Origin of the sequence: Bradyrhizobium sp. IAR9, assembly GCF_013408065.1 — a bacterium.
GTDB lineage: Bacteria > Pseudomonadota > Alphaproteobacteria > Rhizobiales > Xanthobacteraceae > Bradyrhizobium.
The window spans coordinates 1-24,789 of sequence record NZ_JACBZW010000020.1 but is presented as its reverse complement, the minus strand read 5'-3'; the positions used below and the strand labels follow the sequence as shown (position 1 = coordinate 24,789).

Genomic DNA, 24,789 nt, shown 5'->3' with positions numbered 1-24,789 from the left:
CCGTTGCTTCGGCTACGTCGTTGTGGGCGCGGCGCCTTGTATACCAACCCCGGCAGGGCTCCCGCCTTCCGTCTTTCGGCTGAAGGCCGCGACCAATTTTCCAAGCGCCGGCGAAAACCCGCCGGCTGCCGGCAGGATGGCGTCGGCAGACGGCAGCTCCGCCGTGCGGTGACAGGCGGCGGCGTGGCCAGCGCCGTCAGCTAGAAGCGCAGGCGCCTCGTTGCGGCAGCGCTCGATCACGAACGGGCAGCGGGTGTGGAAGCGGCAGCCGGCGGGCGGATTGAGCGCGCTCGGGATCTCGCCCTCGAGCAGGACGGTCGCGCGCTTCGCCTTCGGCTGTGGCAGCGGGATCGCGGACAGCAGCGCTCGGCTATAGGGATGTCGGGGTGAGGCGAACAGCGCATCCGCCTCCGCCGTCTCGACGATCTGGCCGAGATTCATCACCGCGACGTGGTCGGCGATGTGCTTGACCACGGCGAGGTCGTGCGAGACGAAAATGTAGGCGAGGCCGAGCCGGTCCTGCAGCTCGCGCAGCAGATTGAGGATCTGCGAGCGGATCGAGACGTCGAGCGCCGAGACCGGCTCGTCGCAGATGATCAGCTTCGGCTCGACCGCGAGCGCGCGGGCGATGGCGATGCGCTGGCGCTGGCCGCCGGAGAATTCGTGCGGATACCGCCGTGCCAGCCTCGGCTCCAGCCCGACCAGCCGCAAGATTTCCGCGACGCGCGCGCGCCGCTCTGCCGGCGGCACGAGATCGTGCAGCGCCAGCGGCTCGGTGAGGATCTGCCCGACGGTCATGCGCGGATTGAGCGAGGCGTAGGGGTCCTGAAAGATGATCTGCGCTTCGCGGCGGAAGGCGCGCAGCGCATTGGGATCAAGCGAGAGAAGATCGCGGCCGTCGAACCGGATCGTGCCCGCATCCGGCTCGATCAGCCGCAGCACCAGGCGGCTGACGGTGGATTTGCCGCAACCGGATTCGCCGACGAGCGCCAGCGTCTTGCCGGCTTCGAGCGAGAAGGAGACGCCATCGACCGCCTTGACGTGCGCCAGCGCCCGGCCGAACAGCGAGCGCTCGGCGACGAAGTGCTTGACCAGGCCCGTGACCTCGAGCAGTGCCATCACGACACCAGACGTTCGAGCGGCGCGCGGATGCAGCGCGAGAGGTGGCCGGGACTGACTTCGATCAATGGCGGCGGTGCCTTGGTGCAGGCGTCCAGCACGAACGGGCAGCGTGCGGCGAAGCGGCAGCCGGCGGGCGGCTGCGCCATGTTCGGCACCATGCCCTCGATCGTCGCAAGCTGTTCGGCGCGATGGTCGAGCCGCGGGATCGAGCCGAGCAGGCCGACGGTGTAGGGATGCTGCGGCGCCGAGAACAAGTCGTCCACCGGCGCGCGCTCGACGATCTCGCCGGCATACATCACCGCGACCTCGTCGCAGACCTCGGCGACCACGCCGAGATCGTGCGTGATCAGGATGATCGCGGCGCCGCTTGCCGCTTTCAACTCCCGCATCAGCTCCAGGATTTGCGCCTGCAAGGTGACGTCGAGCGCGGTCGTCGGCTCGTCCGCGATCAGCAGGCGCGGATCGCAGGCCAGCGCCATCGCGATCATCACGCGCTGGCGCATGCCGCCGGAGAGCTTGTGCGGATATTCGTCGATCCGCCGCTCGGGCGAGGGGATGTGGACGCGGCGCAGCAGCTCGATCGCCCGCTCGCGCGCGCTTTTCCGCGAGCCGCCGCGGTGGCGCAAAATGGTCTCGATGATCTGGTCGCCGATGGTGAAGCTCGGATTGAGCGAGGTCATCGGCTCCTGGAAGATCATCGCGAGCCGGTTGCCGCGCAGATTGCGCAGGGTCTGGTCCGGCGTCCGCAGGAGATCGAGGCCGTCGAAGCGGATCGCGCCCGATATCTCCGCACTTTGCTTCGGCAACAGGCCCATGATCGCCAGCGACGTCACGCTCTTGCCGCAACCGGATTCGCCGACGAGGCCGAGCGTCGCGCCGTTGGCGACACTGAGGTCGACACCGTCGACCGCGTGGGTGATGCGGCCGTCGTCGCCGTGGAAACGGATGCGGAGGTCCCTGATCTCGATGAGGGGGCTCGCGCTCATGATTGCCTTGCACGCGCTGCTTGGATGCTGGCGTCGATGACGCTGCGATCGGTATTGCCGGCCGGGTTCTGCCGCGTCGGCATGGATGTGCGAAAATGAACCCATAGCTCGTGGCTGACCTGCTCAAGCCGTTCGAGCTCACTGATCGGATCGGGATGGTCGTCGGCGCGAATATCCAGTGCCGGCCATTCCTCCTCGCCATGGATCAAGAGCGCGGCGGACTGCTTGCCGCGCTTGTCGCCGCCGGCGGCTTCGCCCGCTCGCATCGCGGCGAGCAGGCGGCGCGGGAAGGACAGGCTGTCATTGGCGATATAGGTCTTCGCGGTCTCGTCGAGCACGTCGGCGCCAGCCAGCATGTTGCCGGCGATGGAGAACCCGCTGCCTGCGATGTGCCCGCACCAGTCGACGCAGTCGCGCCCGGTATGGGCGGCGATCTCGCCGCTCGCATCCATGATGTGGATCTGACGGCTCTCGCGGCCATCGTCGGTCGCGAGCAGCGCGGCCAGCACGTCGTGCGCATTGAGGCCCTCCCGCAGCAGCTTGACGCCGTCGATGCCGTAATAGGGATTGACGAAGGCCTGCGTCGCGATGGCGCCGACGCCGGCAGCAATATACGGCACGCGTGCCCCAACGGCGAAGAAGCGGGTCGCAACGGCGATGCCGAACTGGCCGGTAGCAGGGTCTCGCGCGATGATCGACCAGGTCATGTGCTGCCTTCAGCGTCCCGCGGCGTAACCTTGCATGCCGCGCGGATTCGCGGCGGCGCGCCGCCGCACGCCCACGCGCGAGGCCGCGGTGAGGCGGCCTTCGGACCAGTCGGGGCCAACTTCCACGATGTGTCCGCGCTCACGAAGGTTCTCGATCGTCGCCTTGGGCACGCGGTTCTCGACCACGAGCACGCCGGGGCGCGCTGTACGCGGCCAGAACGAGATCGGGAAATGCTCGGAGTGCCAAGCCGGCGCGTCGATCGCCTCCTGCAGATTGAGATTGCAATGGACATGGCGCAGGAAGAACTGCGTGATCCACTGGTCCTGCTGGTCGCCGCCGGGCGAACCCCAGGCGAGGTACGGCTCGCCGTCGCGCAGTGCCATGGTCGGCGACAGCGTCGTGCGCGGCCGCTTGCCCGGCGCGAGCGAACCAGGTTGGTTCTTCTCCAAATCGAACATCTGCGCGCGGCTGCCGAGGCAGAAACCCAGCTCGGGAATGATGGGCGAAGATTGCAGCCAGCCCCCTGAAGGCGTCGAAGACACCATGTTGCCGGCTTTGTCGACAATGTCGAAATGCACGGTGTCGCCGCGCACCTCGCCGAAGCGCCCCACGGTTGGTTCACCGGCGCCGAGCGCGCCAACGGCCTCGCGCTGGCCTTCAGCGCGGCGCAGCTTGACGACGCCGCCAAAGCCCTCGATTGCGCCGGGCCGGAGATCGAGCGAAGCCTTCTCGGTAACCAGCTTGCGGCGTTCGTCGTTATAGGCGTCCGATAGCAGCGTCGCGATCGGGATCTCGCTGAACTTTGGGTCGCCGTAGAATTTTTCGCGATCGGCAAAGGCAAGTTTTGCGCATTCGATCTGGAGATGGATGAACTCCGGCCCGGTGGGATCGAGCCCGTCGAGGGCAAAGCCCTTCAGCAGCGCGAGCTGTTGCAGCGTCACCGGACCCTGGCTCCAGACTCCGGCCTTGCAGACGGTATAGCGGCCATAGTCGTAGGTGAGCGGCGCTTCGATCGTCGGTTGCCAGCGCGCCATGTCGTCGGCAGAGAGCACGCCGCGATGCGGCGAACCGCTGACGTCCATCACCTCTTGCGTCCGGCAGAATTTGTCGATGGCTTCCGCGACGAAGCCTTGCGACCAGGCTTTGCGCGCGCGCTCGATTTCGGCATCACGGCCACCGCCGCCGCTCTCGGCTTCGCTGAGAATTCGTGCGTAGGTCGCGGCCAGCGTTTTGTTGGTAAAGAGCGTGCCGGGCTTCGGCACCTCGCCGTTCGGCAGGTAGACGGCGGCCGACGTTGGCCAGTGCTTGCGGAATAATTGTTCGACGGTCTGGATCGTGGCGCAGGCGCGCTCCACCAGCGTATAGCCGTCGCGCGCATAGGAGATTGCGGGCTCCAGCACGTCGCGCACGCGCATCGTACCGTAGTCGCGCAGCAGCATCATCCAGGATTCGAAGGTGCCGGGGACGCAGGCCGCGAGCAGGCCGGTGCCGGGCACCATGTCGAGGCCTTCGCTCTTGTAATGCGCGATGGTGGCGCGCGCCGGGGCGGGGCCCTGGCCGCAGATCACCTCGGTGCGGCCGCGCTTCACGTCGTGCACGATGACAGGCACGTCGCCGCCGGGGCCGTTGAGATGCGGCTCGACCACCTGCAGCGTGAAGGCGGCGGCAACGCCGGCGTCGAAGGCATTGCCGCCCTTTTCCAGGATGGCCATGCCGACGGCGGTCGCGATCCAGTGGGTTGTGGCGACGACCCCGAACGTGCCCTCGATCTCGGGGCGGGTCGTGAAGGGATCGGGATTGACATTGCTGGCCATGGATTACCTCATTTGCGGCGCGCGCAATTGATCACAGGCGATGCCGCGCCGCCAATGCGCTGCCAGCATGGCACGCGCGCGTCACGCCGGGACCGGCGCGGTGTTGACGGCGTGGCAGGCGACGCCGTCAATCAGTTCCGGCGTCTCCTTGCGGCAGAGATCGAACGCCAGCGGGCAGCGCGGATTGAAGGCGCAGCCGGGCGGCGGATTGATCGGGTTCGGGATCTCGCCCTTCACCGGAATGCGTTGGCGGCCGCTCATGGCGAGGTCGGGCACGGCACCCAGCAGCATCTTGGTGTAGGGCATACGCGGACGGGCGAACAGCTCGCGTCCTTCCGCGATCTCGACGATGCGGCCGAGATACATCACGCCGACGCGGCTCGCCATGTGGCGGACCACGGCAAGGTTGTGGCTGATGAACATGTAGGTCAGACCGAACTTGTCCTGCAGGTCGCGCATCAGGTTCAGGATCTGCGCCTGCACCGAGACGTCGAGCGCCGAAGTCGGCTCGTCGCAGACGATGAACTCGGCATCCGATGCGAGCGCCCGGGCGATCGCGATGCGCTGGCGCTGGCCGCCGGAGAATTCGTGCGGAAACTTCAACCGGTCGTCGGGATGCAGGCCGACCAGGCTGAGCAGCTCGCCGACGCGCGCCTGGATGTCGCGCTCACCCTGGATCAGGTCGAAGGCGCGGATCGGCTCGGAGATGATGGCATCGACGCGGAAGCGCGGGTTCAGGCTCGCATAGGGGTCCTGGAAGATCATCTGGATCCGGCGGCGCAGCTTTCGGCGCGCCGGCGCCTGCCGCGGATCGGTCATCGAGACGCCGTCGATCAAGACATCGCCGGAGCTCGGCGGCAGCAGGCCGACGACCATCCGCGCCACCGTGGTCTTGCCCGAGCCGGACTCGCCGACCAGCGCAAAGGTCTCGCCCTTCCTGATATCGAAGGTGACGTGATCGACGGCCTTGAGATATTCGAGATGGCCGCCTTCGAGCACGCGGTTGAGCCAGGGTTTCGAGACGTCGAACACCCGGCGCAGATTTGTGGCCTGGACGAAGGAAGCGCTCATGCCGCGCTCTCCGCCGGCACGCTGTCATAGAGATGGCAGGCGACCGATTGCGCACCGCGCGGCAGCGGCTCGGGTCGATCGACACGACAGCGATCGAACACGAACGCGCAGCGCGGGTTGAACGAGCAGCCGCGCGGGATCGCCGACAGCCGCGGCATCGAGCCAGGAATCTGCATGAGACGCTTGTCGTCGCCGGCCAGCGTCGGGATCGCGCCCATCAAGCCCTTGGCATAGGGATGCAGCGGATTTCTGACGACATCCTGCACCGGACCGATCTCGGCGACACGGCCGGCATACATCACGGCGACGCGGTCGGAGGTCTCCGCGATCACGCCCATGTCGTGCGTCACCAGCATCACGGCGGTGCCGTGGTCGCGGCCGAGCCGCTTGATCAGCGAGATGATCTGCGCCTGCACGGAGACGTCGAGCGCAGTGGTCGGCTCGTCCGCGATGATGAGTTCGGGCTCGGCGCAGATCGCCAGCGCAATCACGACGCGCTGGCGCATTCCGCCGGAGAATTCGTGCGGGTAGCCGTCGATGCGCTTTTCCGGCGCGGGAATTCCGACCTCGGCAAGCAGGTCGATGGCGCGGCGGCGGGCGGCCGTCTCGGACAGGTTCAGGTGGGTTCGGATCGTCTCGATGATCTGGTCGCCGACCCGGTAGAGCGGATTGAGCGAGGTGAGGGGGTCCTGGAAAATCATGCCGATCCGTTTGCCGCGGATGCGGCGCATCTCCTCCGGCGGCAGATTGTCGATGCGCAGGCCGGCGAGATGAATCTCGCCGCCGGCGATGCGGCCCGGCGGGTCGATCAGGCCGATCACGGCGAGGCCGGTGACGGATTTACCGGCGCCGGATTCGCCGACCACGCCCAGCACTTCGCCCTTGGCGATGTCGAAGGAGACGCCGTCGATGGCGCGCAGCGTGCCGCGGCGGGAGGCGAACTCCACCTGAAGGTTGCGGACGGAGAGGATGGGCTCGGTCATGAGTGAGGCGCTCTTGTCGAGGTTTTGCTCATCGGAGCTTCGGGTTGAGCGCATCGCGCAGCCAGTCGCCGAGCAGGTTGATCGACAGGATCAGCCCGGCCAGGGCGAGGCCGGGGAATGCGACAATCCACCATTCGCCCGCGAACAGATAATTGTTGCCGATGCGGATCAGTGTGCCCAGCGAGGGCATGGTGTCGGGCAGGCCGACGCCGAGGAAGGACAGCGTCGCCTCGGTGATGATGGCCAGCGCGAGGTTGATGGTGGCGATGACCAGGATCGGGCCCATCGTGTTCGGCAGCACGTGCCGCAGCATGATCTTTGGCGCGGGCAGGCCGATCAGCTGCGCGGCGGCCACGTAGTCCTTGTTCTTCTCGACCATCACGGAACCGCGCACCGTCCTTGCATACCCGACCCAGAAACTCAGGCCGATCGAGATCACCAGCACCACCAGCATGCTGGTGGCATCCAGGCGGTTGCCGAGGATGGATTTCGCGATGCCATTGACCAGCAGCGCGATCAGAATGGCGGGAAAGGTCAGTTGCACGTCGGCGATCCGCATGATCACGCCATCGACCGCGCCGCCGAAATAGCCGGCGATCAGGCCGAGTGCGATGCCGAGCGCGCCGGCGAAGATCACACCGGCCACGCCGACGGCGAGCGAGATGCGCATCCCGTAGAGAATGGCGGAGAACACGTCGCGACCCTGCTCGTCGGTCCCGAGCAGGAACGGGCTTTGGCCATCGGCGGTCCAGAGCGGCGAGATGCGCGAGTTCATCAACTGGAGCTGCGCAGGATCGAACGGGTTCTGCACCGCGAGCGCGGATGCAAAGATCGCGAGCAGGAAAAGCAGCACGGTAATGGCCGCTGCCACCATGGTCAGCTTGGAGCGGCGGAACGAATAGAAGATGTCGCTGTCGAGGGCGCGGCTGAGCCAGCTGCGACCGGCATGCGCGGGCGGCGCGCTCTGCTTGTCGGAATTGGAGGCGACGGCGTCGGACATGCAGGGGCCTTATGTAGCGCGGCCGACGGTCGCGCGCAGGCGCGGATCGACCACGGTGTAGAGAATGTCGACCACCAGATTGATGGTGACGAAGATCAGCGAGACCATCAGCAGGTAGGCGGCCATGATCGGGATATCGACGTTTTGCACGGCCTGCACGAACAGGAGTCCCATGCCCGGCCATTGGAACACGGTTTCGGTGATGATCGAAAATGCAATAACCGAGCCAAACTGAAGGCCGGCCACGGTGATGACGGGGATGAGCGTGTTCTTCAGCGCGTGGCCGAAATGGATGGCGCGGGTAGTCAGCCCGCGGGCGCGGGCGAAACGGATATAGTCGGTTCGCAGCACTTCAAGCATCTCCGCGCGCACCAGCCGCATGATCAGGGTCATCTGGAACAGGCCGAGCGTGATCGAGGGCATGATCAATGCCTTCAATCCCGACAGCGTGAGCAGGCCCGTGCTCCACCAGCCGAGCTTGACCACCTCGCCGCGGCCGAACGAGGGCAACCAGCCCAATGTCACCGCGAACAGATAGATCAGGAGAATGCCGATCAGGAAAGTCGGCAATGAGATGCCGATCAGCGAAACCGCCTGGAATAATTTGGCGAGCACGGTGTCGCGCCTCAGCGCCGAATAGACGCCCATCAGAATGCCGAACACCATTGCAAACACGGTGGCGCAGATCGCAAGTTCCAGCGTGGCCGGCATACGTTCCATCAACAGGGTCGAGACCGGCTGGCGGAACTGGTAGGAGACGCCGAACTTGAATTGCGCGGCGTCGGCGAAATAACGCACGAACTGCACCGGCACGGGATCGTCCAGGCCGAGCGACTTGCGCACGGCTTCGCGTTCGGCCGCCGACGTGTCGATCGAGACGATCTGGTTGACGGGGTCGCCTGCGAAACGGAACATCGAGAAGGCGATGATGCCGACGGCGAACATGACGCCGATGGCCTGAACGGCGCGGCGAAGAGTGAAAGCGAGCATGCCTTCCACTATCCTTGGGTGTGCGTGCGGTCGACGTCTTTGTCAGCCGGAAAAGGAAAGGTCCCGGATGCCTGACGCCGCCGGGACCTCGTGTTCAACTGGCGCTATTCCTTCTTGGTCGCCCAATGGAACATGACCAGATTGTCGGCGCGTTGCGGCAGGTTGACCTTCTTCGACACGCCCCAGGCCAGCGCCTGCTGGTGCAGCGGGATGTAGGACCAGTCCTTGTTGCCGATTTCGTAGGCCTGCTTGATCAGCTGGTTGCGCTTGGCAGTATCGGTTTCGACCAGCACCTTGTCGGTGATGGCGTCGAACTCCTTGTTGCAGTAGCCGCCGAGATTGGCCTCGCCGCGTGAGGATTTCGCATCGTCGCGGCAGCCCATGATGTCGTAGAGCACGTTGTGGGAGTCCATCGTGCTCGGCGTCCAGCCCAGGAGGTAGAATGAGGTCTGGTAGCCGCCCTGCTTCAACACCTTGGCGAAGTACTGCGCCTTCGGCTGCGCCAGCAGGTTGATCTTGACGCCGATGCGGGCCAGCATGCCGACAACGGCCTGGCAGATCGCGGCGTCGTTGACGTAACGGTCGTTCGGACAATCCATCGTGACCTCGAAGCCATCGGGATAGCCGGCTTCGGTCAGGAGCTTCTTGGCTCCATCAGGGTCGAATTTCGGCCGCGTGAACTCCTTGGACAGTGCGAACAACTCCGGAGCGATCATCAGCGCCGATGGCGTCGACAGCTCGCGCATCACGCGCTTCTTGATCAGCTCGATGTCGATCGCCTTGTAGAAGGCCTCGCGGACGCGGACGTCCTTGAACGGGTTCTTGCCCTTGATGTTGGAGTAGAGCAGCTCATCGCGCATCTGATCGAAGCCGATGAAGATGGTGCGCAGCTCCGGCCCCTTCAGCACCTGGGCGTTCGGGCTGGAATCGACGCGGGAGATGTCCTGGATCGGCACCGGCTCGATGACGTCGACTTCGCCTGAGAGCAGCGCAGCGACACGGGTTGCGTCCGAAGCGATCGGGGTGAAGACGATCTCCTTCAGGTTACCCTCGACCTTGCCCCAGTAATTGGGGTTGGCCTTGAAAACCGTCTTCACGCCGGGCTGATGGCTTTCGATGGTGAACGGACCGGTGCCGTTCTCGTGGAGAGAGGCATAGCTCGGCGTGGTCGCCGCCACCGGCGTCGGGTCGACGACGTTGTTCTCCTCGGCCCATTTCTTGTCCATGATGTACCAGACATCCCACGAGTTATGCAGGATGGGATTGGGCGAAGGCAGCACGAAATCGACAGTGTAGTCGTCGACCTTGACCACCTTGACGTCGGGCGCAAGGCGGGTCTGCATATTGGACCCCTTCTTGCGGACGCGATCGGCCGAGAAGACTACGTCGTCGGCGGTGAAGGGGTCGCCGTTGTGGAATTTCACGCCCTTGCGCAAATGGAAGCGCCAGCGGGTCGGCTCCGGGGTTTCCCAGCTTTCGGCGAGCGCCGGAATGATCTTGAGGTCTTTGTCGCGCGCGGTGAGGCCTTGATAGACGTGGCCGAGATGGGCGTGGGTGGTGCTTTCGTTCAGCGTATAGGGATCAAGGGATTTCAGGTCACCCTGGTTGGCATAACGCAGCGTCTGGCTCGACGCCGGCGCGACCGTCAACGCAAGCGTACCGGCGAGCGTCGCCGCAAACAGACTTCGACCGACTGACATTCTTGACCCTCTCCACTCTACCGTGCCGATGATTTTTGATTGTTCGGCAGGGCTGATTGATCCATGTTGCCCAGAGTTCTCGACCGGTGCAAGCGCCATTCCAGCAAGGAACGCGCCAAGTTGCACCGCTGTGCAGCAATGCTGACCGTGCCGCCTGGCATGGAGGACCGCGTCTTTCGACTTTGGTTGACTATATCGGCCGATTGCGGGACGGGGCATGTCGCGCCTGCATCAGGTCGCTTGCGTCGCACCACAACTCGCGGCGATACTGCCGACAGGCCGCTCGAATCTCATCCGGAGGGGACATGAAAGTTAATATCGAAATCGACTGCACCCCCCTCGAGGCCCGCCAGTTCTTCGGTTTGCCTGACGTGGGGCCGATGCAGACGGCGGTGATGGACAAGCTGCAGCAGCAGGTACTCAGCAACATCGAGAAGGTCTCGCCGGAATCGCTGATCCAGAGCTGGTTCACCTTCGATCCCAAGATCGCCGAGCGGTTTCAGGACATGTTCGTCACGATGGCGGGCCTCGGCGGCACGCGCAGCAGCGACAAGAAGAAATAATGTCGTCCGGGCCGGACGGGCGGCAGGCGCCGGGCGGGCTTCGTCCGCCGGGCCTCGCCCTGCTGCTTGCAGAAGCGCGCGGCCTGTTCGAATTCAATGCGAGCCTGCTGCTGTCGCCAGTCCTGATGCGCGCGCCCAGGGGGGACGGTCATCCGGTGCTGGCGCTGCCGGGCTTTCTGGCCAGTGACCTCTCGATGGCCCCGATCCGGCGCTATCTCGCCGAGCTCGGCTATGAGGCACATGCCTGGCGGATGGGCCGCAATTTTGGCGGCTTGGGGCGGATGCGCCAGTCGCTGCGCGCCCGTCTTGCCGAAATCCATGCTGCGAGCGGACGCAAGGTCAGCCTGGTCGGATGGAGCCTCGGCGGCGTCTATGCTCGCGATCTCGCGCTCCAGGCGCCCGACATGGTCCGTTATGTCGTCACGCTCGGCAGCCCGTTTGCCAATGACGTGCGGGCGACCAATGCCACGCGGCTCTACGAGGCGCTGTCAGGCGAGCGGGTCGAGGATTTCGCCGAATTGCGCGAGGCGATCGCCGGCGATCTTCCGGTGCCGGCGACGTCGATCTATTCGCGGGCCGACGGTGTCGTGAACTGGCGAACCTGCTTGCTGCGTCCCTCCGACCGTGCCGAGAACATCGAGGTGCATCTGGCGAGCCATATCGGGCTCGGGGTGAACCCTGCGGCGCTGTGGGCCGTGGCCGACCGCCTGGCGCAACCGGAAGGGGAATTCTCGCCATTTGACCGGGCAGGGCCGTTTGCCATTGCATATGCCCCGCCGGAACAGGCAGTATCGGCCTGACGAGAAGCGCTGGCCAAGGCGCCCGTCAAATCTTGCGGGAGGGAACTATGGCTGACGGTAAGAAGCTGTCGTCGCTGGACGCGTCGTTTCTCTATCTGGAAACGCCGGAGATGCCGATGCATGTCGGGAGCATGGCGATCTTTCGCCTGCCCGACGACTACAAGGGCGACTTCTTCGAAGACTTCAAGGCGATGATCGTATCGCGCCTGCACATCGCGCCGATCCTGAAGGCGCGGCTGGAAAAGGCGCCGCTCGATATCGATCATCCCTCCTGGGTCGAGGACGATCAGTTCGACATCGACCGCCACATCTTCCGCGCCAGCCTGCCGCAGCCGCGCGACCGCGCCACGCTGGAGCGCATCGTCGGCTGGATGCACGCCAAGCTCCTGAACCGGGCTCGCCCGCTCTGGGAGTTCTACGTGTTCGAGGGCATGAAGGACAACGAGGTCGGGCTCTATTCGAAGATGCACCATGCCGCGATCGACGGCGGCGCTGGTGCCGCCCTGACCAACATGATCTACGACATCTCGCCGATCCCGCGGAAGGTCGATCCGCCGGCCGCGGGATCCAAGCCTGGACAGGAGCCGCGTGACATCGCCGCCAACCTGCTCGATTCCTATCAGCAGCTGTTCAACCAGCCACTCGACGCGGGCAAGGCCGCCCAGAATCTGCAATTGCCGCGCACCGGCAAGAGCGACATCGGCTCGATCCTGTTCGACAACGCGATGTACCAGATCGAGAGCGCGGTGCGCTTTGCCGGCAATATCCCGACCATGGTCAAGAGCGTCTCCGAGGTGCTTGGCAAGGTTGCCGATCCGAAGTCGCGCGAGAGTCTCGCCAGCATGGTGTCGCCGCCGACCATGCTTAACAAGACCATCTCCTCGGAGCGAAGCTTCGCCGGCGTCTCGATCCCGCTGTCGCGGGCGAAGGCGCTGGCCAAGCAGGCCGGCGGCAAGCTCAACGACGTCGTGCTGGCGCTCGCCTCCGGCGTGGTCCGGCGTTACCTGAAGGAGTACGGCACGCTGCCGGCGAAATCGCTGACCGCGGCGGTGCCGATCTCGCTGCGCGAGGAGGGTAACACCGAAGCCAATAACCAGGTGTTCGGCATGATCTGCGCGATCGCGACCAACATCGACGATCCCAAGGCGCGGCTCGAAGCCATCATCGCGCAATCGACCAAGTCCAAGGAGATGTCGCACCCCTTGCGCGCGCTGATGCCCCAGGTCTCCAACATCTCGATGCTCGGCGCGCCGATCATGGTGCAGATCCTGGCGCTGCTCTACAGCCGCTCGAACCTGTCGGACGTGCTGCCGCCGGCCGCGAACATCACGGTGTCCAACGTGCCGGGGCCGCGGCAGACGCTCTACGCTGCCGGCGCGGAGCTATTGCACATCTTCCCGGTGTCGATCTCGACGCACGGGCAGGCGCTCAACATCACCGTGCAGAGCTATCGCGACCAGCTCGATTTCGGCTTCATCGTCGGCGCCAACATCATTCCGCATGTGCAGGTGATGTGCGACATGCTGCCGGAGGAGTTCGCCGCGCTGGAGGCGGCCTACGCGCCGCCGGCGGCCGACATCAAGGGTGCCGCTGAGTAGGAATGGTTCGATGATTGAAATGCCACCGCTCAAGTTCGTGCAGACGAACGGAATCCGCATGGGCTATTACGAAGCTGGCCCGAACACCGACATGCCGCCGATGGTGCTGTGTCACGGCTGGCCCGAGCTCGCCTTCTCCTGGCGTCACCAGATCAAGGCGCTGAGCGAGGCCGGCATCCGCGTGATCGCGCCCGACCAACGCGGTTATGGCGCGACCGACCGGCCCGAGCCGGTCGAGGCTTACGACATCGAGCACCTGACCGGTGACCTCGTCGGGCTCCTCGATCATTTGAATATCGACAAGGCAATCTTCGTCGGTCACGACTGGGGTGGCTTCATTGTCTGGCAGATGCCGTTGCGCCACATTGAGCGGGTTGCGGGGGTGGTCGGCATCAACACGCCTCATACCAACCGCGCCTGGGCCGATCCGATCGAGCTCCTGCGCGCGCGCTTCGGCGACAAGATGTACATCGTGCAGTTCCAGGATCCGGCGCGTGAGCCCGACAAGATCTTTGGCAGTCGCGTCGAGCAAACCTTCGATGCTTTCATGCGCAAGCCGGTGCCGCGCCCGCCCGACGCGCCGGCAGAGGAGGTGGTTGCCGGCGTCGGCGCTTCGCCGCGGGTCAATCTGGCGTTTCCGCAAATGATTGCTGCCTATGATGCGAAGCACGATCCGCGCACGCCCATCCTGTCACCGGAAGAGAAGAAGGTGTTCGTCGACAATTTCACCCGGACCGGCTTTACCGGCGGCATCAACTGGTACCGCAACATGTCGCGCAACTGGACGCGTGCCGAAGGGCTCGATCATACGGTGCGCGTACCGTCGCTGATGATCATGGCCGAGAACGACGCGGTGCTGCCGCCGTCCTCCGCCGATGGCATGGACAAGCTGATTCCCGATCTCGAGAAGTATCTGGTGAAGGACAGCGGCCATTGGACGCAGCAGGAGAAGCCGGAAGAGGTCAGCGCCAAGCTGATCGAATGGCGTAGAAGGCGGTTTGGGTGAGGACGCAGACGTCATCCCGGGGCGATGCATAGCATCGAACCCGGGATCTCGAGATTCCGGGTCTGGTCCTTCGGACCATCCCGGAATGACGCAAGGCAGGGGGAAGCGCACGTCAATGTCATCCAAGAACCGTCTGGACCCGATCCCGCATCCGCCGACCAAGCCTGTGGTCGGCAACATGCTGTCGCTGGACTCGGCCGCCCCCGTGCAGCATTTGACGCGGCTCGCCAAGGAGCTCGGTCCGATCTTTTGGCTCGACATGATGGGCTCGCCGATCGTGGTCGTCTCGGGCCACGATCTCGTCGATGAGCTCTCCGACGAGAAGCGTTTCGACAAGACGGTGCGCGGCGCGCTGCGGCGCGTGCGCGCGGTTGGCGGCGACGGCCTGTTCACGGCCGACACCCGCGAGCCGAACTGGAGCAAGGCCCACAACATCCTGCTCCAGCCGTTCGGCAACCGCGCCATGCAGTCCTACCACCCGAGCATGGTCGATATCGCCGAGCAGCTCGTCCAGAAGTGGGAGCGGCTCAACGCCGACGACGAGATCGACGTCGTCCACGACATGACGGCGCTGACACTGGATACGATCGGCCTGTGCGGTTTCGAGTATCGCTTCAATTCGTTCTACCGGCGCGACTACCATCCCTTCGTCGAGTCGCTGGTGCGCTCGCTCGAAACCATCATGATGACACGCGGCCTGCCGTTCGAGCAGATCTGGATGCAGAAGCGGCGCAAGACGCTCGCCGAAGACGTCGCCTTCATGAACAAGATGGTCGACGAGATCATCGCCGAGCGGCGCAAGAGCGCGGAGGGGATCGACGACAAGAAGGACATGCTCGCCGCGATGATGACCGGCGTCGACCGTTCGACCGGCGAGCAGCTCGACGACGTCAACATCCGCTACCAGATCAACACGTTCCTGATCGCGGGCCACGAGACCACCAGCGGCCTGTTGTCCTACACGCTCTATGCGCTGCTCAAGCACCCGGACATCCTCAAGAAGGCCTATGACGAGGTCGATCGTGTCTTCGGCCCCGACGTCAACGCGAAGCCGACCTACCAGCAGGTGACGCAGCTCACCTACATCACGCAGATCCTGAAAGAGGCGCTGCGGCTGTGGCCGCCGGCGCCGGCCTATGGCATCTCGCCGCTCAAGGACGAGACACTCGGTGGCGGCAAGTACAAGCTCCGGAAGGGCACCTTCACCACCATCCTTGTGACGGCGCTGCATCGCGATCCCAGCGTCTGGGGGCCGAATCCGGATGCGTTCGATCCCGAGAATTTCAGCCGTGAGGCGGAGGCCAAGCGGCCGGTCAATGCCTGGAAGCCGTTCGGCAACGGCCAGCGCGCCTGCATCGGCCGCGGCTTTGCCATGCACGAGGCCGCGCTCGCGCTCGGCATGATCCTGCAGCGGTTCAAGCTGATCGACCACCAGCGCTATCAGATGCATCTGAAGGAAACCCTGACGATGAAGCCGGAAGGCTTCAATATCAAGGTGCGTCCGCGCGCCGATCGCGAGCGTGGCGCCTATGGCGGGCCCATCGCGGCTACGTCCTCGGCGCCGAAGGCGCCGCGCCAGCCGACGGCCCGGCCCGGCCATAACACGCCGATGCTGGTGCTTTACGGCTCCAATCTCGGCACCGCCGAGGAACTCGCGACGCGCATGGCTGATCTCGCCGAGATCAACGGCTTTGCCGTGCATCTCGGCCCGCTCGACGATTACGTCGGAAAGCTGCCGCAGGAGGGCGGCGTTCTGATCATCTGCGCCTCCTATAACGGCGCGCCGCCTGACAACGCGACGCAGTTCGTCAAATGGCTCGGCGGCGATCTGCCGAAAGATGCCTTCGCCGGCGTCCGCTACGCCGTGTTCGGCTGCGGCAACAGCGACTGGGCTGCGACCTATCAATCGGTGCCGCGCCTGATTGACGAGCAATTGTCGTCGCATGGTGCGCGCGCGGTTTATCCGCGCGGCGAGGGCGATGCGCGCAGCGATCTCGACGGCCAGTTCCAGAAATGGTTCCCGGCGGCGGCCCAGGTCGCGACGAAGGAGTTCGGCATCGACTGGAATTTCACCCGCACTGCCGAGGATGATCCGCTCTATGCGATCGAGCCGGTGGCGGTCACAGCCGTCAACACCATCGTCGCCCAGGGCGGTGCTGTCGCGATGAAGGTGCTCGCCAACGACGAGCTTCAGAACAAGGGCGGATCCAATCCATCCGAGCGTTCGACGCGCCACATCGAGGTGCAGCTGCCGTCCAACGTCGCCTACCGCGTCGGCGATCATTTGAGTGTCGTGCCACGCAACGATCCCACGCTGGTGGATTCGGTCGCCCGCCGCTTCGGCTTTCTGCCCGCCGACCAGATCAGGCTTCAGGTCGCCGAAGGCCGCCGTGCGCAATTGCCGGTAGGGGATGCCGTGTCGGTCGGCCGCCTGCTCAGCGAGTTCGTCGAGCTGCAGCAGGTCGCGACGCGCAAGCAGATCCAGATCATGGCCGAGCACACCCGGTGCCCGGTCACCAAGCCGAAGCTGCTCGCCTTCGTCGGCGAGGAGCCTGAGCCGCTCGAGCGTTACCGCAGCGAGATTCTAACCAGTCGCAAATCGGTGTTCGATCTGCTGCTCGAATATTCCGCCTGCGAATTGCCGTTCCATGCCTATCTGGAAATGCTTTCGCTGCTGGCGCCGCGTTATTACTCGATCTCGTCCTCGCCGTCGGTCGACCCGGCGCGCTGCAGCGTCACGGTCGGCGTGGTCGAAGGGCCGGCCGCCTCCGGCCGCGGCACCTACAAGGGCATCTGCTCGAACTACCTCGCCAACCGTCGCGCGGGCGATGCGATCTACGCCACCGTACGCGAGACCAAGGCCGGCTTCCGGCTTCCCGACGATCCCTCGGTGCCCATCATCATGATCGGCCCCGGCACGGGCCTCGCGCCGTTCCGCGGCTTCCTTCAGGAGCGGGCGGCGCGCAAGGCGAAGGGCGCCACCCTCGGACCCGCGATGCTGTTTTTCGGTTGCCGCCATCCCGATCAGGATTTTCTCTACGAGGACGAGCTGAAGGCGCTGGCGGCGAGCGGCATCACGGAACTCTTCACGGCGTTCTCGCGCGCGGACGGACCGAAGACCTATGTGCAGCACCTGCTCGCCGCGCAGAAGGACAAGGTCTGGCCGCTGATCGGGCAGGGCGCGATCATCTATGTCTGCGGCGACGGCGGCAAGATGGAGCCGGACGTGAAGGCGGCACTGGTCGCGATCCATCGCGAGAACAGCGGCAGCGACGCGGCCGCAGCTGCGCGCTGGATCGAGGAGATGGGGACGAAGAACCGGTATGTGCTGGACGTCTGGGCGGGTGGGTGATTGTTCGCCCGATCATGCTAAACGTCCCTCATGATTCCCTGGGAAAAAATCGATACCGCCAAGATCCCCGGCTCCGACGAGGAGCTCCGCCTGATGCGGCGGGGCAAGGAGTTTTCCATCAAGCTCGGCACCAACGAGCTGATGAACAACCGCCTGTCGGGCTCGGAGGCCGCGCTCGCAACGCTCGCGGCGAAGCAGATCGAGACGGTCGCAAAACCCGTCGTCCTGATCGGCGGCCTCGGCATGGGCTTTACGCTGCGTGCAGCGCTGGCGGTGCTTGGCGCCAAGGCGAAAATCGTGGTCTCCGAGCTGGTGCCCGCGGTGGTCACCTGGGCACGTGGACCGATGGCGGAGGTCTTCGGCGATAGTCTCGATGATGCCAGGGTCAGCATCCGGGAAACCGATGTCGGCGAAGTCATCCGTGCCAAGAGCGCGGCCTTCGACGCTATCCTGCTTGACGTCGACAACGGCCCCGAGGGGCTGACCCGCAAAGGCAATGATGCGCTCTACAGTGCAAGCGGGCTGGCGGCGGCGAAGACAGCACTGCGGCCGGGCGGCGTGCTCGCCGTCTGGTCGTCGGGACCCAATCACGCCTTCACCAAGCGCCTTAAGCGGGCGGGCTTCGACGTCAATGAAGTCGCCGTCCGCGCCACCGGCAGAGGCGGCGGCGCGCGCCACGTAATCTGGATGGCGAAGAAGAGTTAAGCCGCCTGCGCGGCCGCGCCATGCGCGTGCTTGTCGATGGCGCCAATGATCTCGGGCCAGAACCGCATCGGCAGCGCGTGGCCCATGCCCTCGATCATCAACAGTTTTGCGTTCGGGATTGACGCCGCCGTGTCCTTGCCGCCCTCGGGCCGCACCAGCGGGTCGACGGTGCCGTGAATGACCAGCGTCGGCGCCTGCACGGCGTGCAGCCTTTCCTTGCGACTGCCGGACGCCAGCACGGCGCGGAGCTGGCGGCCGACGCCGGCCGGATTGAGCCCGCGCGCGAACACGCGCTCGGCGCGTTCAGGATCGAGCGCTTCCTCCTCCGGAAAATGTCCGGCGCGCAGCACCTTCCAGGTCTGGCCGTAGCGGACGATGAACTCTTCCTTGCTGCGCGGCGGCGGCGCCATCAGCATTGCGGCGGCCTCGCGCGTCGGCGGCGGCACGCGCGGATTGCCTGTCGTCGACATGATCGAGGTCAGCGAGCGCACGCGCTGCGGGAACGACAGCGTCACCTCCTGCGCGATCATTCCGCCCATGGACGCCCCGACAAGATGCGCCGACTTGATGCCGAGCGCGTCCATCAGCCCGACCGTGTCTTTCGCCATGTCGATCAGCCTGTAGGTTGCCGCGACGGGAATCTTGAAGAAGCGCAGCTTCAGTAGCTCGAGTGGCGTCAACCGCTTGCCGCCCGTCAGATGGCTCGACTTGCCGATGTCGCGATTGTCGAAGCGGATCACGCGGAAGCCGCGTGCGGCAAGCTGCTCGCAGAACGCATCGTCCCAATGGATCATCTGGGCGCCTAATCCCATGATCAGCAGCAGCGGCTCGGCATTGTCGTTGCCAAAAATCTCGTAGCAGATGTCGATGCCGTTGGCGCGGACGGTCTGAGGCGGCTGATGGGCATTCACGGGCGCTTTCCCTTGGCTTTTTGCTCGATTGTGTATCGCACGGTTTCCCGTTGCAATGAAAGTCGCACGCGGCACCGAGCCGCTGCTTGCCGGTTGACCGGCACGGCGCAACGGTGTGGTATGGCGAAAAAGAAGGGCATCGAAGCTCTCGACATCTGGAGGACGCCGATGACCGACAAGACCAATGACCCGGTCGCCATGTGGCAAAAGATGGTTGGTGAGATGGAGAAGGGGTTCAACTCCTTCGCCAACCAGGCCATGTCGTCACCCGAGTTTTCGCAGGCGATGAACCGTGCGGGGGGAGTTGCTGCAGGTGCTCAGAAGCAGCTCGGCGAACTCATGGAGAAGTATCTGGTCTCCATGAACCTGCCGAGCCGGGAGCAGGTCACAGGCCTTGCCGAAAGGCTGCAAGCTATCGAAGGCCAGATCGGTGAGATCAAGTCGCTGCTGAGCCAGATGGCTGCAAGTGCCGGCGTGTCTCAGGGGGCCGATTCCGCATTGCGGCCGCCACGCACCAAGCGTCCGCCGTCTGAGGGCGGAGAGCAGGCATGAATGCAGCTCCCGGACTTGATTTCGCATCTATCCCGGAACGCATCCAATCCGAGGTGCAGCGCGCCATCCAGCGCAGCATCAAGGGCGTCGAATATTTCTCGACCTCGGGTCCGTCACTTGGATCGACGCCTAAGGATGTGCTGCATTCGCGCGGCACGATGAGCCTCTATCACTATCGGCCGATGTCGGACGAGATCTACCGTGTGCCGGTGCTGATCGTGATGGCGACCACCAACCGCGGCTACATCCTCGACCTCGTGCCCGGCCAGAGCTTTATCGAATTCCTGCTCAAGCGCGGTTACGACGTCTATATGCTCGACTGGAGTGCGCCACGGCCGGAGGAGAAGAGCCTGCGGATGGAGGACTACGTCCTCGACTTCATCCCGGACTGCGTCCGCCGGGTGCAAGCTGATTCCGGTGAGCAGGACGTCTCGGTCATCGGCTATTGCTTCGGCGGCGTGCTGTCGCTGCTCTACGGCGCGATCCACAAGGACGGGCCGATGAAGAATTTGATCTGCTTCACCACGCCGATTGACTTCCGAGAGATGAAGCTGTTCTCGAACTTCTCCGACCGTCGCTATTTCGACGTCGACCATCTCGTCGACAGTGTCGGCAACGTGCCGCCGGAGATGATCCTTTCCTCGTTCGAGATGTTGCGTCCAGCCTCGCGCACGGTCAGCCAGATCCAGCTCTGGGAAAACATCTGGAACGACGAATTCGTCAAGTCGTACCGCATGTTCGACCGCTGGGCGACCGACACGCTGCCGCTGGCTGGCGAGTATTTCCGCGCCATCACCAAGGACCTGATGTGGGACAACAAGCTGTTCAACGACACCATGTCGGTCGGCGGCCGGCCTGCGAAGCTCGACAATATCAAGGTGCCGATCCTGCATGCGGTGGCCGAGCACGATCACATCGTGCCGTATGAGGCCGCCAAGCACCTGATCGCGAAGATTGGTTCTGCGGACAAGGAAGAGGTGATGCTGAAGGGCGGTCACGTCTCGCTCGTCGCGGGAGCCAACGCCGTCAAGCGGCTATGGCCGAAACTGGATTCCTGGCTAGGGAAGAGATCGACATGAGCGAGCAGCGTTCGTATCCGCGCCACGTCAAGACCGACGCCGGCGATATCGAGATTCGCCTGATGTCGCCCGCGGATGAAGCCGCGGTGCTCGCCTTCGGCAAAGGCCTGCCGACCCACGATTTGCTGTTTTTGCCGCGCAATATCAGCGAACCGAAGGTGCTGTCGGCCTGGGTCAAGGAGATCGAGCGTGGCGCGATTACGAGCCTGCTTGCGGTTAGGGACGGTAAGGTCGTCGGCTGCGGCACGCTGGTGCGCGATCCGCACTCCTGGTCACCCCATGTCGGCGAGATCCGCATGGTCGTCTCGCTCGACGTTCGCGGGAAGGGGGTAGGGCGGGCGCTGTCGCAGGAGACCTTCGCGCTCGCGCTCGGTGCGGGCCTGGAGAAACTTTCGGTTCAGATGACGGTCGACCAGCAGGCTGCGATCGCCGTGTTCGAGAGCCTCGGTTTCAAGGCCGAGGCGCTGCTGCGCGACCATGTCCGGGACGTCGACGGCAAGACCCACGACATCGTCGTGCTCGGCCACAACATCGCGCAGGTCCAGGCCCAGATGGAGGCCTACGGGCTGCCAGGCGCCGTCCAGCACTAGGACCGCCGTCCAGCCACCGCGGTCCGACCATTCTAGGGAACCCGCTTGGCCAGGGAGGCATCAGATTGCCGCCCGTTAAGGATGTTCACAGTTTCGTGATATCGCATCGCAATATGAATGTTGCATCGCACAATTAACTATGCCATATAAGCCGTGCCCCGGGCCAATGCGGACGGGGTGAGCCCATAGCTCAAACCAATGAGGATGGAGAGAACCCCATGACCACTGAAACCAACACCGCTTTCGAGGGCTTCAAGGACGCTTTCAAGAACATCCAGAATCTGGAAGTTCCCGAGGCCGCCCGCGAGTTCGTCAAGAAGACCGCCAACACCGCCAAGGATCGTGCTGCCGAGGCCTTCGCAGGCTCCGAGCGCGTGACCGCCGCCGTCGAGAACGCGGTGACCGAATCCGTCGCTGAGGCCGGCAAGATCAGCCGCAACATCCAGCAGGCGATCTATGACGACGCCCAGGCGTTCTTCGCCGGCATCGACAAGCTTGCTTCCGCCAAGTCGGTCAGCGAAGCCGTCGAGATCCAGTCGAGCCTGCTCCGCGCCCGCGGCGAAGTGTTCGTCTCGCGTGCCAAGGCGACCGCCGACTATTTCGGCCAGCTCGCCGCCAACGGTGCGAAGTCCGCTCAGGACAATTTTGCCAAGGTCTACAACAAGACCGCCTGATCCGGCGCCCTGAGTGAAAACTGAAATTTGAGGCCCGCTTCGGCGGGCCTTTTGTTTCTGCGCTGCCGTCATTGTGACTGACCGTCATTCCGGGGCGCCCGAAGGGCGAACTCTGGTGCGCAATTGCGCACCAGAGAATCTCGAGCTTCTCAGGTGCACAAGAGCGCACCATAGTTCGATGCTTCGCATCGCCCCGGAATGACGTAATCTCCCATCCGTCATGAATGCACCCGCCACCTTCTCCTTCGACACTCCCGGCGATGCCGAACGCGCGGCCGAGCTGCGCCGCGTGAAGGCGCTGGCGACGCTGGTCTTGGCCGCGACGCTTCTGCTCTTCATCGTCGCGAAATGGCTGCTGCCGGTGCATCCCGTGTTCGGCTTCATCGCCGCCTTCGCGGAAGCCGCGACCATCGGCGGGCTTGCCGACTGGTATGCCGTGGTCGCGCTGTTCAAGCGTCCGCTCGGCCTGCCGATCCCGCATACCGCGATCATCCAGAGCAACCAGGCCCGGATCGCCGATAAGCTCGGCGAATTCATCCAGGTGCATTTCCTCGAGGCCGGTCCGGTCGAGGCCAAGTTGAAGGAGATCGATTTCGGCTCCTTCGTCGCCGACTGGCTGCGCGACCGCAAGCGCAGCGACGATCTCGCGCGCTTCGCGCTCCGCCTGTTGCCGGAAGCCGTCTCGGCGACGGAGAGCTCGGGCCTGATGACCTTCATCATCCGCCGCATGTCTTCGCAGCTCCAGGCCATCGACCTCGCCCCGCTCGCGGCCGGCACGTTGCGCGGCTTCGTGGCGGAGGGACGCCATCAGATCCTGTTCGACGATCTCCTGCGCGTGATGCACGAGACGCTGAACCAGAAAGAGACGATGGGGATGATCCGCGAGAAAGTGCGCGCGGAATTGCCAACCCTGCTGCGGCTCTATCGCGCGGACAAGTTTCTGGTGAACAAGATCGTGGCGTCCGCCACCGCCTTCTTCAATGAAGTGCGCAGCGATCCCAAACATCCGTTCCGCGGCGAGTTCGATCGCATGGTGCTGAGCTTCGTCGACCGGCTCGGCACCGATCAGGCCTATATCGACCGGATCGACGGGCTGAAGCGCGATCTGCTTGCGCGGCCCGAGCTTGCCGATCTCGCCCGCACCGTGTGGGCCAACACGCGCTCTTTCATCGAGCGCAGCGCGAGCGGCGAAACGCAGGTGCTGCAGCATCATCTCGCCGGCATGTTCGTCGCTGCAGGAGAAGCGCTCGCGGGCGATGCCGAGCTGCGCGGCGAGATCAACAAGGGGCTGGTAACGGTGCTGCGCAGCTTCGTCGCCGACCAGAAAAGCGGCGTCTCCATCTTCATCTCCGACCAGGTCAAGGCGTGGGACATGGCGCAGTTGATTTCGCTGATCGAAATCAACATCGGGCGCGACCTGCAATACATCCGCTTCAACGGCTCGCTGATCGGTGGGCTCGCCGGGCTGGTGCTCTACTCCGTAGAATACCTGCTCCGATTGCTGTGACTTTTGCGTCACGGACGTTAGCATTAACGCGCGGGCCTATTGTCGCCCCGCGACTCTCCCGCTTGAATGTCGGGAACCGGCCGCCTAGCTGATTCATGCTGCGCTGCGGAACGATCAAGAAGCCGGCGTATTGGAATTCATGCCCATTTGCCGGCATCGCGCCCGGCGTCTTCTCAGGGGAAACATTGATGACCGCTACTGCCCAGACGCTGCGTCCGCCGTCGAGAACACTGATGTTTCTGGAAGGGCGCGCGATCCACGAGTTCGGCGCGTTCCTCGGCGCGCTGCCGCTGCTGAGCCTTGCGCCGCGCGGCGATGGGCATCCGGTGCTGGTGCTGCCGGGCCTCGTGGCCTCGGATGCATCCACGCGTGCGTTGCGGACGTTTCTGACCAGCAAGGGTTATGCGGTGAGCGGCTGGCGCCAGGGCCGCAACTATGGTCTGCGCGAGGGCGTGCAGCATGCCATGGTCGATCTGGTCGAGGAGCTCAGCGACACCCATGGCCGCAAGATCAGCCTGGTCGGCTGGAGCCTTGGCGGCCTCTATGCACGTCAGCTCGCCAAGATGATGCCCGAGCGCGTGCGCCAGGTGATCACGCTCGGCAGCCCCTTCGCCGGCAATCCCCGCTCCACCAACGCCTGGCGCGTCTATGAATGGGCGAGCGGGCGGAAGTCCGACGAGGTCGACCCGCGGTTCGGCGGCGAGCTCGCTGTGCCACCGCCGGTGCCGACCACCGCCATCTTCAGCCGCACCGACGGCGTCTGCGCCTGGCAGGGCTGCATGGAAAAGACGGGCGCCCAGACAGAGAGCATCGAGGTCGAGAGCAGCCATTGCGGCATGGGCCATCATCCCGCCGTGGTCTATGCGGTGGCCGACCGGCTCGCGCAGAAGGAAGGCCAGTGGCGGCCGTTCGATCGTAGCGGCTGGCGCAGCCTGGCCTATCCCGATCCGCATCGGTAGTGCGCCTCTTCACCTCGCCCCACTTGCGGCAGGGCTATCGCATATGGCTGAGGGTGGCCAAGAGGAATGCGTTGTCCCAGCCAGCGCGCTTGATTTTACGCCGGAGGGAAGCGCGATCC

The 24,789-nt window shown here is 64.6% G+C and carries 22 protein-coding genes; 12 read left to right on the top strand and 10 right to left on the bottom strand.

Translation table 11 applies throughout. From position 1 onward, the window contains the following. Positions 1-12: 12 nt before the first annotated feature. The 9 genes from GGD67_RS35775 to GGD67_RS35735 form a co-directional block, all read right to left on the bottom strand. A complete protein-coding gene (locus GGD67_RS35775; RefSeq protein WP_179739446.1) occupies positions 13-1,119 on the bottom strand; it encodes an ABC transporter ATP-binding protein in 1,107 nt (368 codons plus the stop codon). Continuing rightward, entirely contained in the window at positions 1,119-2,108 is a 990-nt protein-coding gene (locus tag GGD67_RS35770) for an ABC transporter ATP-binding protein (RefSeq protein ID WP_179739443.1), read from the bottom strand. Before GGD67_RS35770 ends, GGD67_RS35775 begins: the two co-directional genes overlap by 1 nt. Beyond that, positions 2,105-2,815, bottom strand: coding sequence for a DUF1028 domain-containing protein (locus GGD67_RS35765; RefSeq protein WP_018315566.1), 711 nt, complete (start codon positions 2,813-2,815; stop codon positions 2,105-2,107). Before GGD67_RS35765 ends, GGD67_RS35770 begins: the two co-directional genes overlap by 4 nt. Positions 2,816-2,824: 9 nt before the next feature. Next, positions 2,825-4,630 (bottom strand): gamma-glutamyltransferase family protein, encoded by a 1,806-nt coding sequence (locus GGD67_RS35760; RefSeq protein ID WP_179739440.1) that lies wholly within the window; start codon positions 4,628-4,630, stop codon positions 2,825-2,827. A gap of 81 nt (positions 4,631-4,711) precedes the next feature. After that, positions 4,712-5,701, bottom strand: coding sequence for an ABC transporter ATP-binding protein (locus tag GGD67_RS35755; protein WP_091953652.1), 990 nt, complete (start codon positions 5,699-5,701; stop codon positions 4,712-4,714). Continuing rightward, complete coding sequence (locus GGD67_RS35750; protein ID WP_179739437.1) at positions 5,698-6,684, bottom strand: ABC transporter ATP-binding protein; 987 nt, start codon at positions 6,682-6,684, stop codon at positions 5,698-5,700. The genes GGD67_RS35755 and GGD67_RS35750 overlap by 4 nt, the downstream gene beginning before the upstream one ends. Positions 6,685-6,712: 28 nt before the next feature. Next, a complete protein-coding gene (locus GGD67_RS35745; RefSeq protein ID WP_028143436.1) occupies positions 6,713-7,684 on the bottom strand; it encodes an ABC transporter permease in 972 nt (323 codons plus the stop codon). Between the two features lie 9 nt (positions 7,685-7,693). After that, positions 7,694-8,674: an ABC transporter permease gene (locus GGD67_RS35740; RefSeq protein WP_026201522.1), complete on the bottom strand. Its 981-nt coding sequence runs from the start codon at positions 8,672-8,674 to the stop codon at positions 7,694-7,696. Positions 8,675-8,778: 104 nt separating this feature from the next. Next, on the bottom strand, positions 8,779-10,374 hold the full coding sequence (locus GGD67_RS35735; RefSeq protein WP_018315572.1) for an ABC transporter substrate-binding protein: 1,596 nt from the start codon (positions 10,372-10,374) through the stop codon (positions 8,779-8,781). Between the two features lie 305 nt (positions 10,375-10,679). Here GGD67_RS35735 and GGD67_RS35730 point away from each other — a divergent pair, with 305 nt between their 5' ends. From GGD67_RS35730 to GGD67_RS35705, 6 genes are all read left to right on the top strand, one after another. Further along, positions 10,680-10,937 carry a DUF6489 family protein gene (locus GGD67_RS35730; RefSeq protein ID WP_028135213.1) on the top strand — a complete coding sequence of 86 codons (258 nt, stop codon included), beginning with the start codon at positions 10,680-10,682 and terminating at the stop codon, positions 10,935-10,937. Continuing rightward, positions 10,937-11,737 carry a triacylglycerol lipase gene (locus tag GGD67_RS35725; RefSeq protein ID WP_179739434.1) on the top strand — a complete coding sequence of 267 codons (801 nt, stop codon included), beginning with the start codon at positions 10,937-10,939 and terminating at the stop codon, positions 11,735-11,737. Before GGD67_RS35730 ends, GGD67_RS35725 begins: the two co-directional genes overlap by 1 nt. Positions 11,738-11,784: 47 nt before the next feature. Further along, positions 11,785-13,335, top strand: coding sequence for a wax ester/triacylglycerol synthase family O-acyltransferase (locus tag GGD67_RS35720; RefSeq protein ID WP_179739432.1), 1,551 nt, complete (start codon positions 11,785-11,787; stop codon positions 13,333-13,335). A gap of 10 nt (positions 13,336-13,345) precedes the next feature. Continuing rightward, positions 13,346-14,341, top strand: a complete 996-nt coding sequence (locus tag GGD67_RS35715; protein WP_018315576.1) for an alpha/beta fold hydrolase — start codon at positions 13,346-13,348, stop codon at positions 14,339-14,341. Positions 14,342-14,456: 115 nt separating this feature from the next. Next, positions 14,457-17,693, top strand: a complete 3,237-nt coding sequence (locus tag GGD67_RS35710) for a bifunctional cytochrome P450/NADPH--P450 reductase (RefSeq protein ID WP_179739429.1) — start codon at positions 14,457-14,459, stop codon at positions 17,691-17,693. 30 nt (positions 17,694-17,723) lie between these two features. Beyond that, positions 17,724-18,398 carry a spermidine synthase gene (locus GGD67_RS35705; RefSeq protein WP_018315578.1) on the top strand — a complete coding sequence of 225 codons (675 nt, stop codon included), beginning with the start codon at positions 17,724-17,726 and terminating at the stop codon, positions 18,396-18,398. Here GGD67_RS35705 and GGD67_RS35700 read toward each other — a convergent pair. Next, the gene (locus GGD67_RS35700) at positions 18,395-19,309 is read right to left on the bottom strand and encodes an alpha/beta fold hydrolase (RefSeq protein WP_179739415.1); all 915 of its coding nucleotides are present in this window, start codon (positions 19,307-19,309) and stop codon (positions 18,395-18,397) included. The genes GGD67_RS35705 and GGD67_RS35700 overlap by 4 nt on opposite strands. Before the next feature lie 168 nt (positions 19,310-19,477). Between GGD67_RS35700 and GGD67_RS35695 the strand changes: the two genes are divergently transcribed. From GGD67_RS35695 to GGD67_RS35670, 6 genes are all read left to right on the top strand, one after another. After that, positions 19,478-19,861, top strand: a complete 384-nt coding sequence (locus tag GGD67_RS35695) for a hypothetical protein (protein WP_026201523.1) — start codon at positions 19,478-19,480, stop codon at positions 19,859-19,861. Further along, complete coding sequence (locus GGD67_RS35690; RefSeq protein WP_018315581.1) at positions 19,858-20,940, top strand: alpha/beta hydrolase; 1,083 nt, start codon at positions 19,858-19,860, stop codon at positions 20,938-20,940. The genes GGD67_RS35695 and GGD67_RS35690 overlap by 4 nt, the downstream gene beginning before the upstream one ends. After that, positions 20,937-21,530 carry a GNAT family N-acetyltransferase gene (locus GGD67_RS35685; protein ID WP_161966493.1) on the top strand — a complete coding sequence of 198 codons (594 nt, stop codon included), beginning with the start codon at positions 20,937-20,939 and terminating at the stop codon, positions 21,528-21,530. Before GGD67_RS35690 ends, GGD67_RS35685 begins: the two co-directional genes overlap by 4 nt. A gap of 218 nt (positions 21,531-21,748) precedes the next feature. Next, positions 21,749-22,204 carry a phasin gene (locus GGD67_RS35680; RefSeq protein WP_092259565.1) on the top strand — a complete coding sequence of 152 codons (456 nt, stop codon included), beginning with the start codon at positions 21,749-21,751 and terminating at the stop codon, positions 22,202-22,204. 220 nt (positions 22,205-22,424) lie between these two features. Next, the gene (locus tag GGD67_RS35675; RefSeq protein WP_092259562.1) at positions 22,425-23,711 is read left to right on the top strand and encodes a DUF445 domain-containing protein; all 1,287 of its coding nucleotides are present in this window, start codon (positions 22,425-22,427) and stop codon (positions 23,709-23,711) included. 188 nt (positions 23,712-23,899) lie between these two features. Further along, positions 23,900-24,670, top strand: coding sequence for a triacylglycerol lipase (locus tag GGD67_RS35670; RefSeq protein WP_026201525.1), 771 nt, complete (start codon positions 23,900-23,902; stop codon positions 24,668-24,670). The last annotated feature ends 119 nt before the right edge of the window (positions 24,671-24,789 follow it).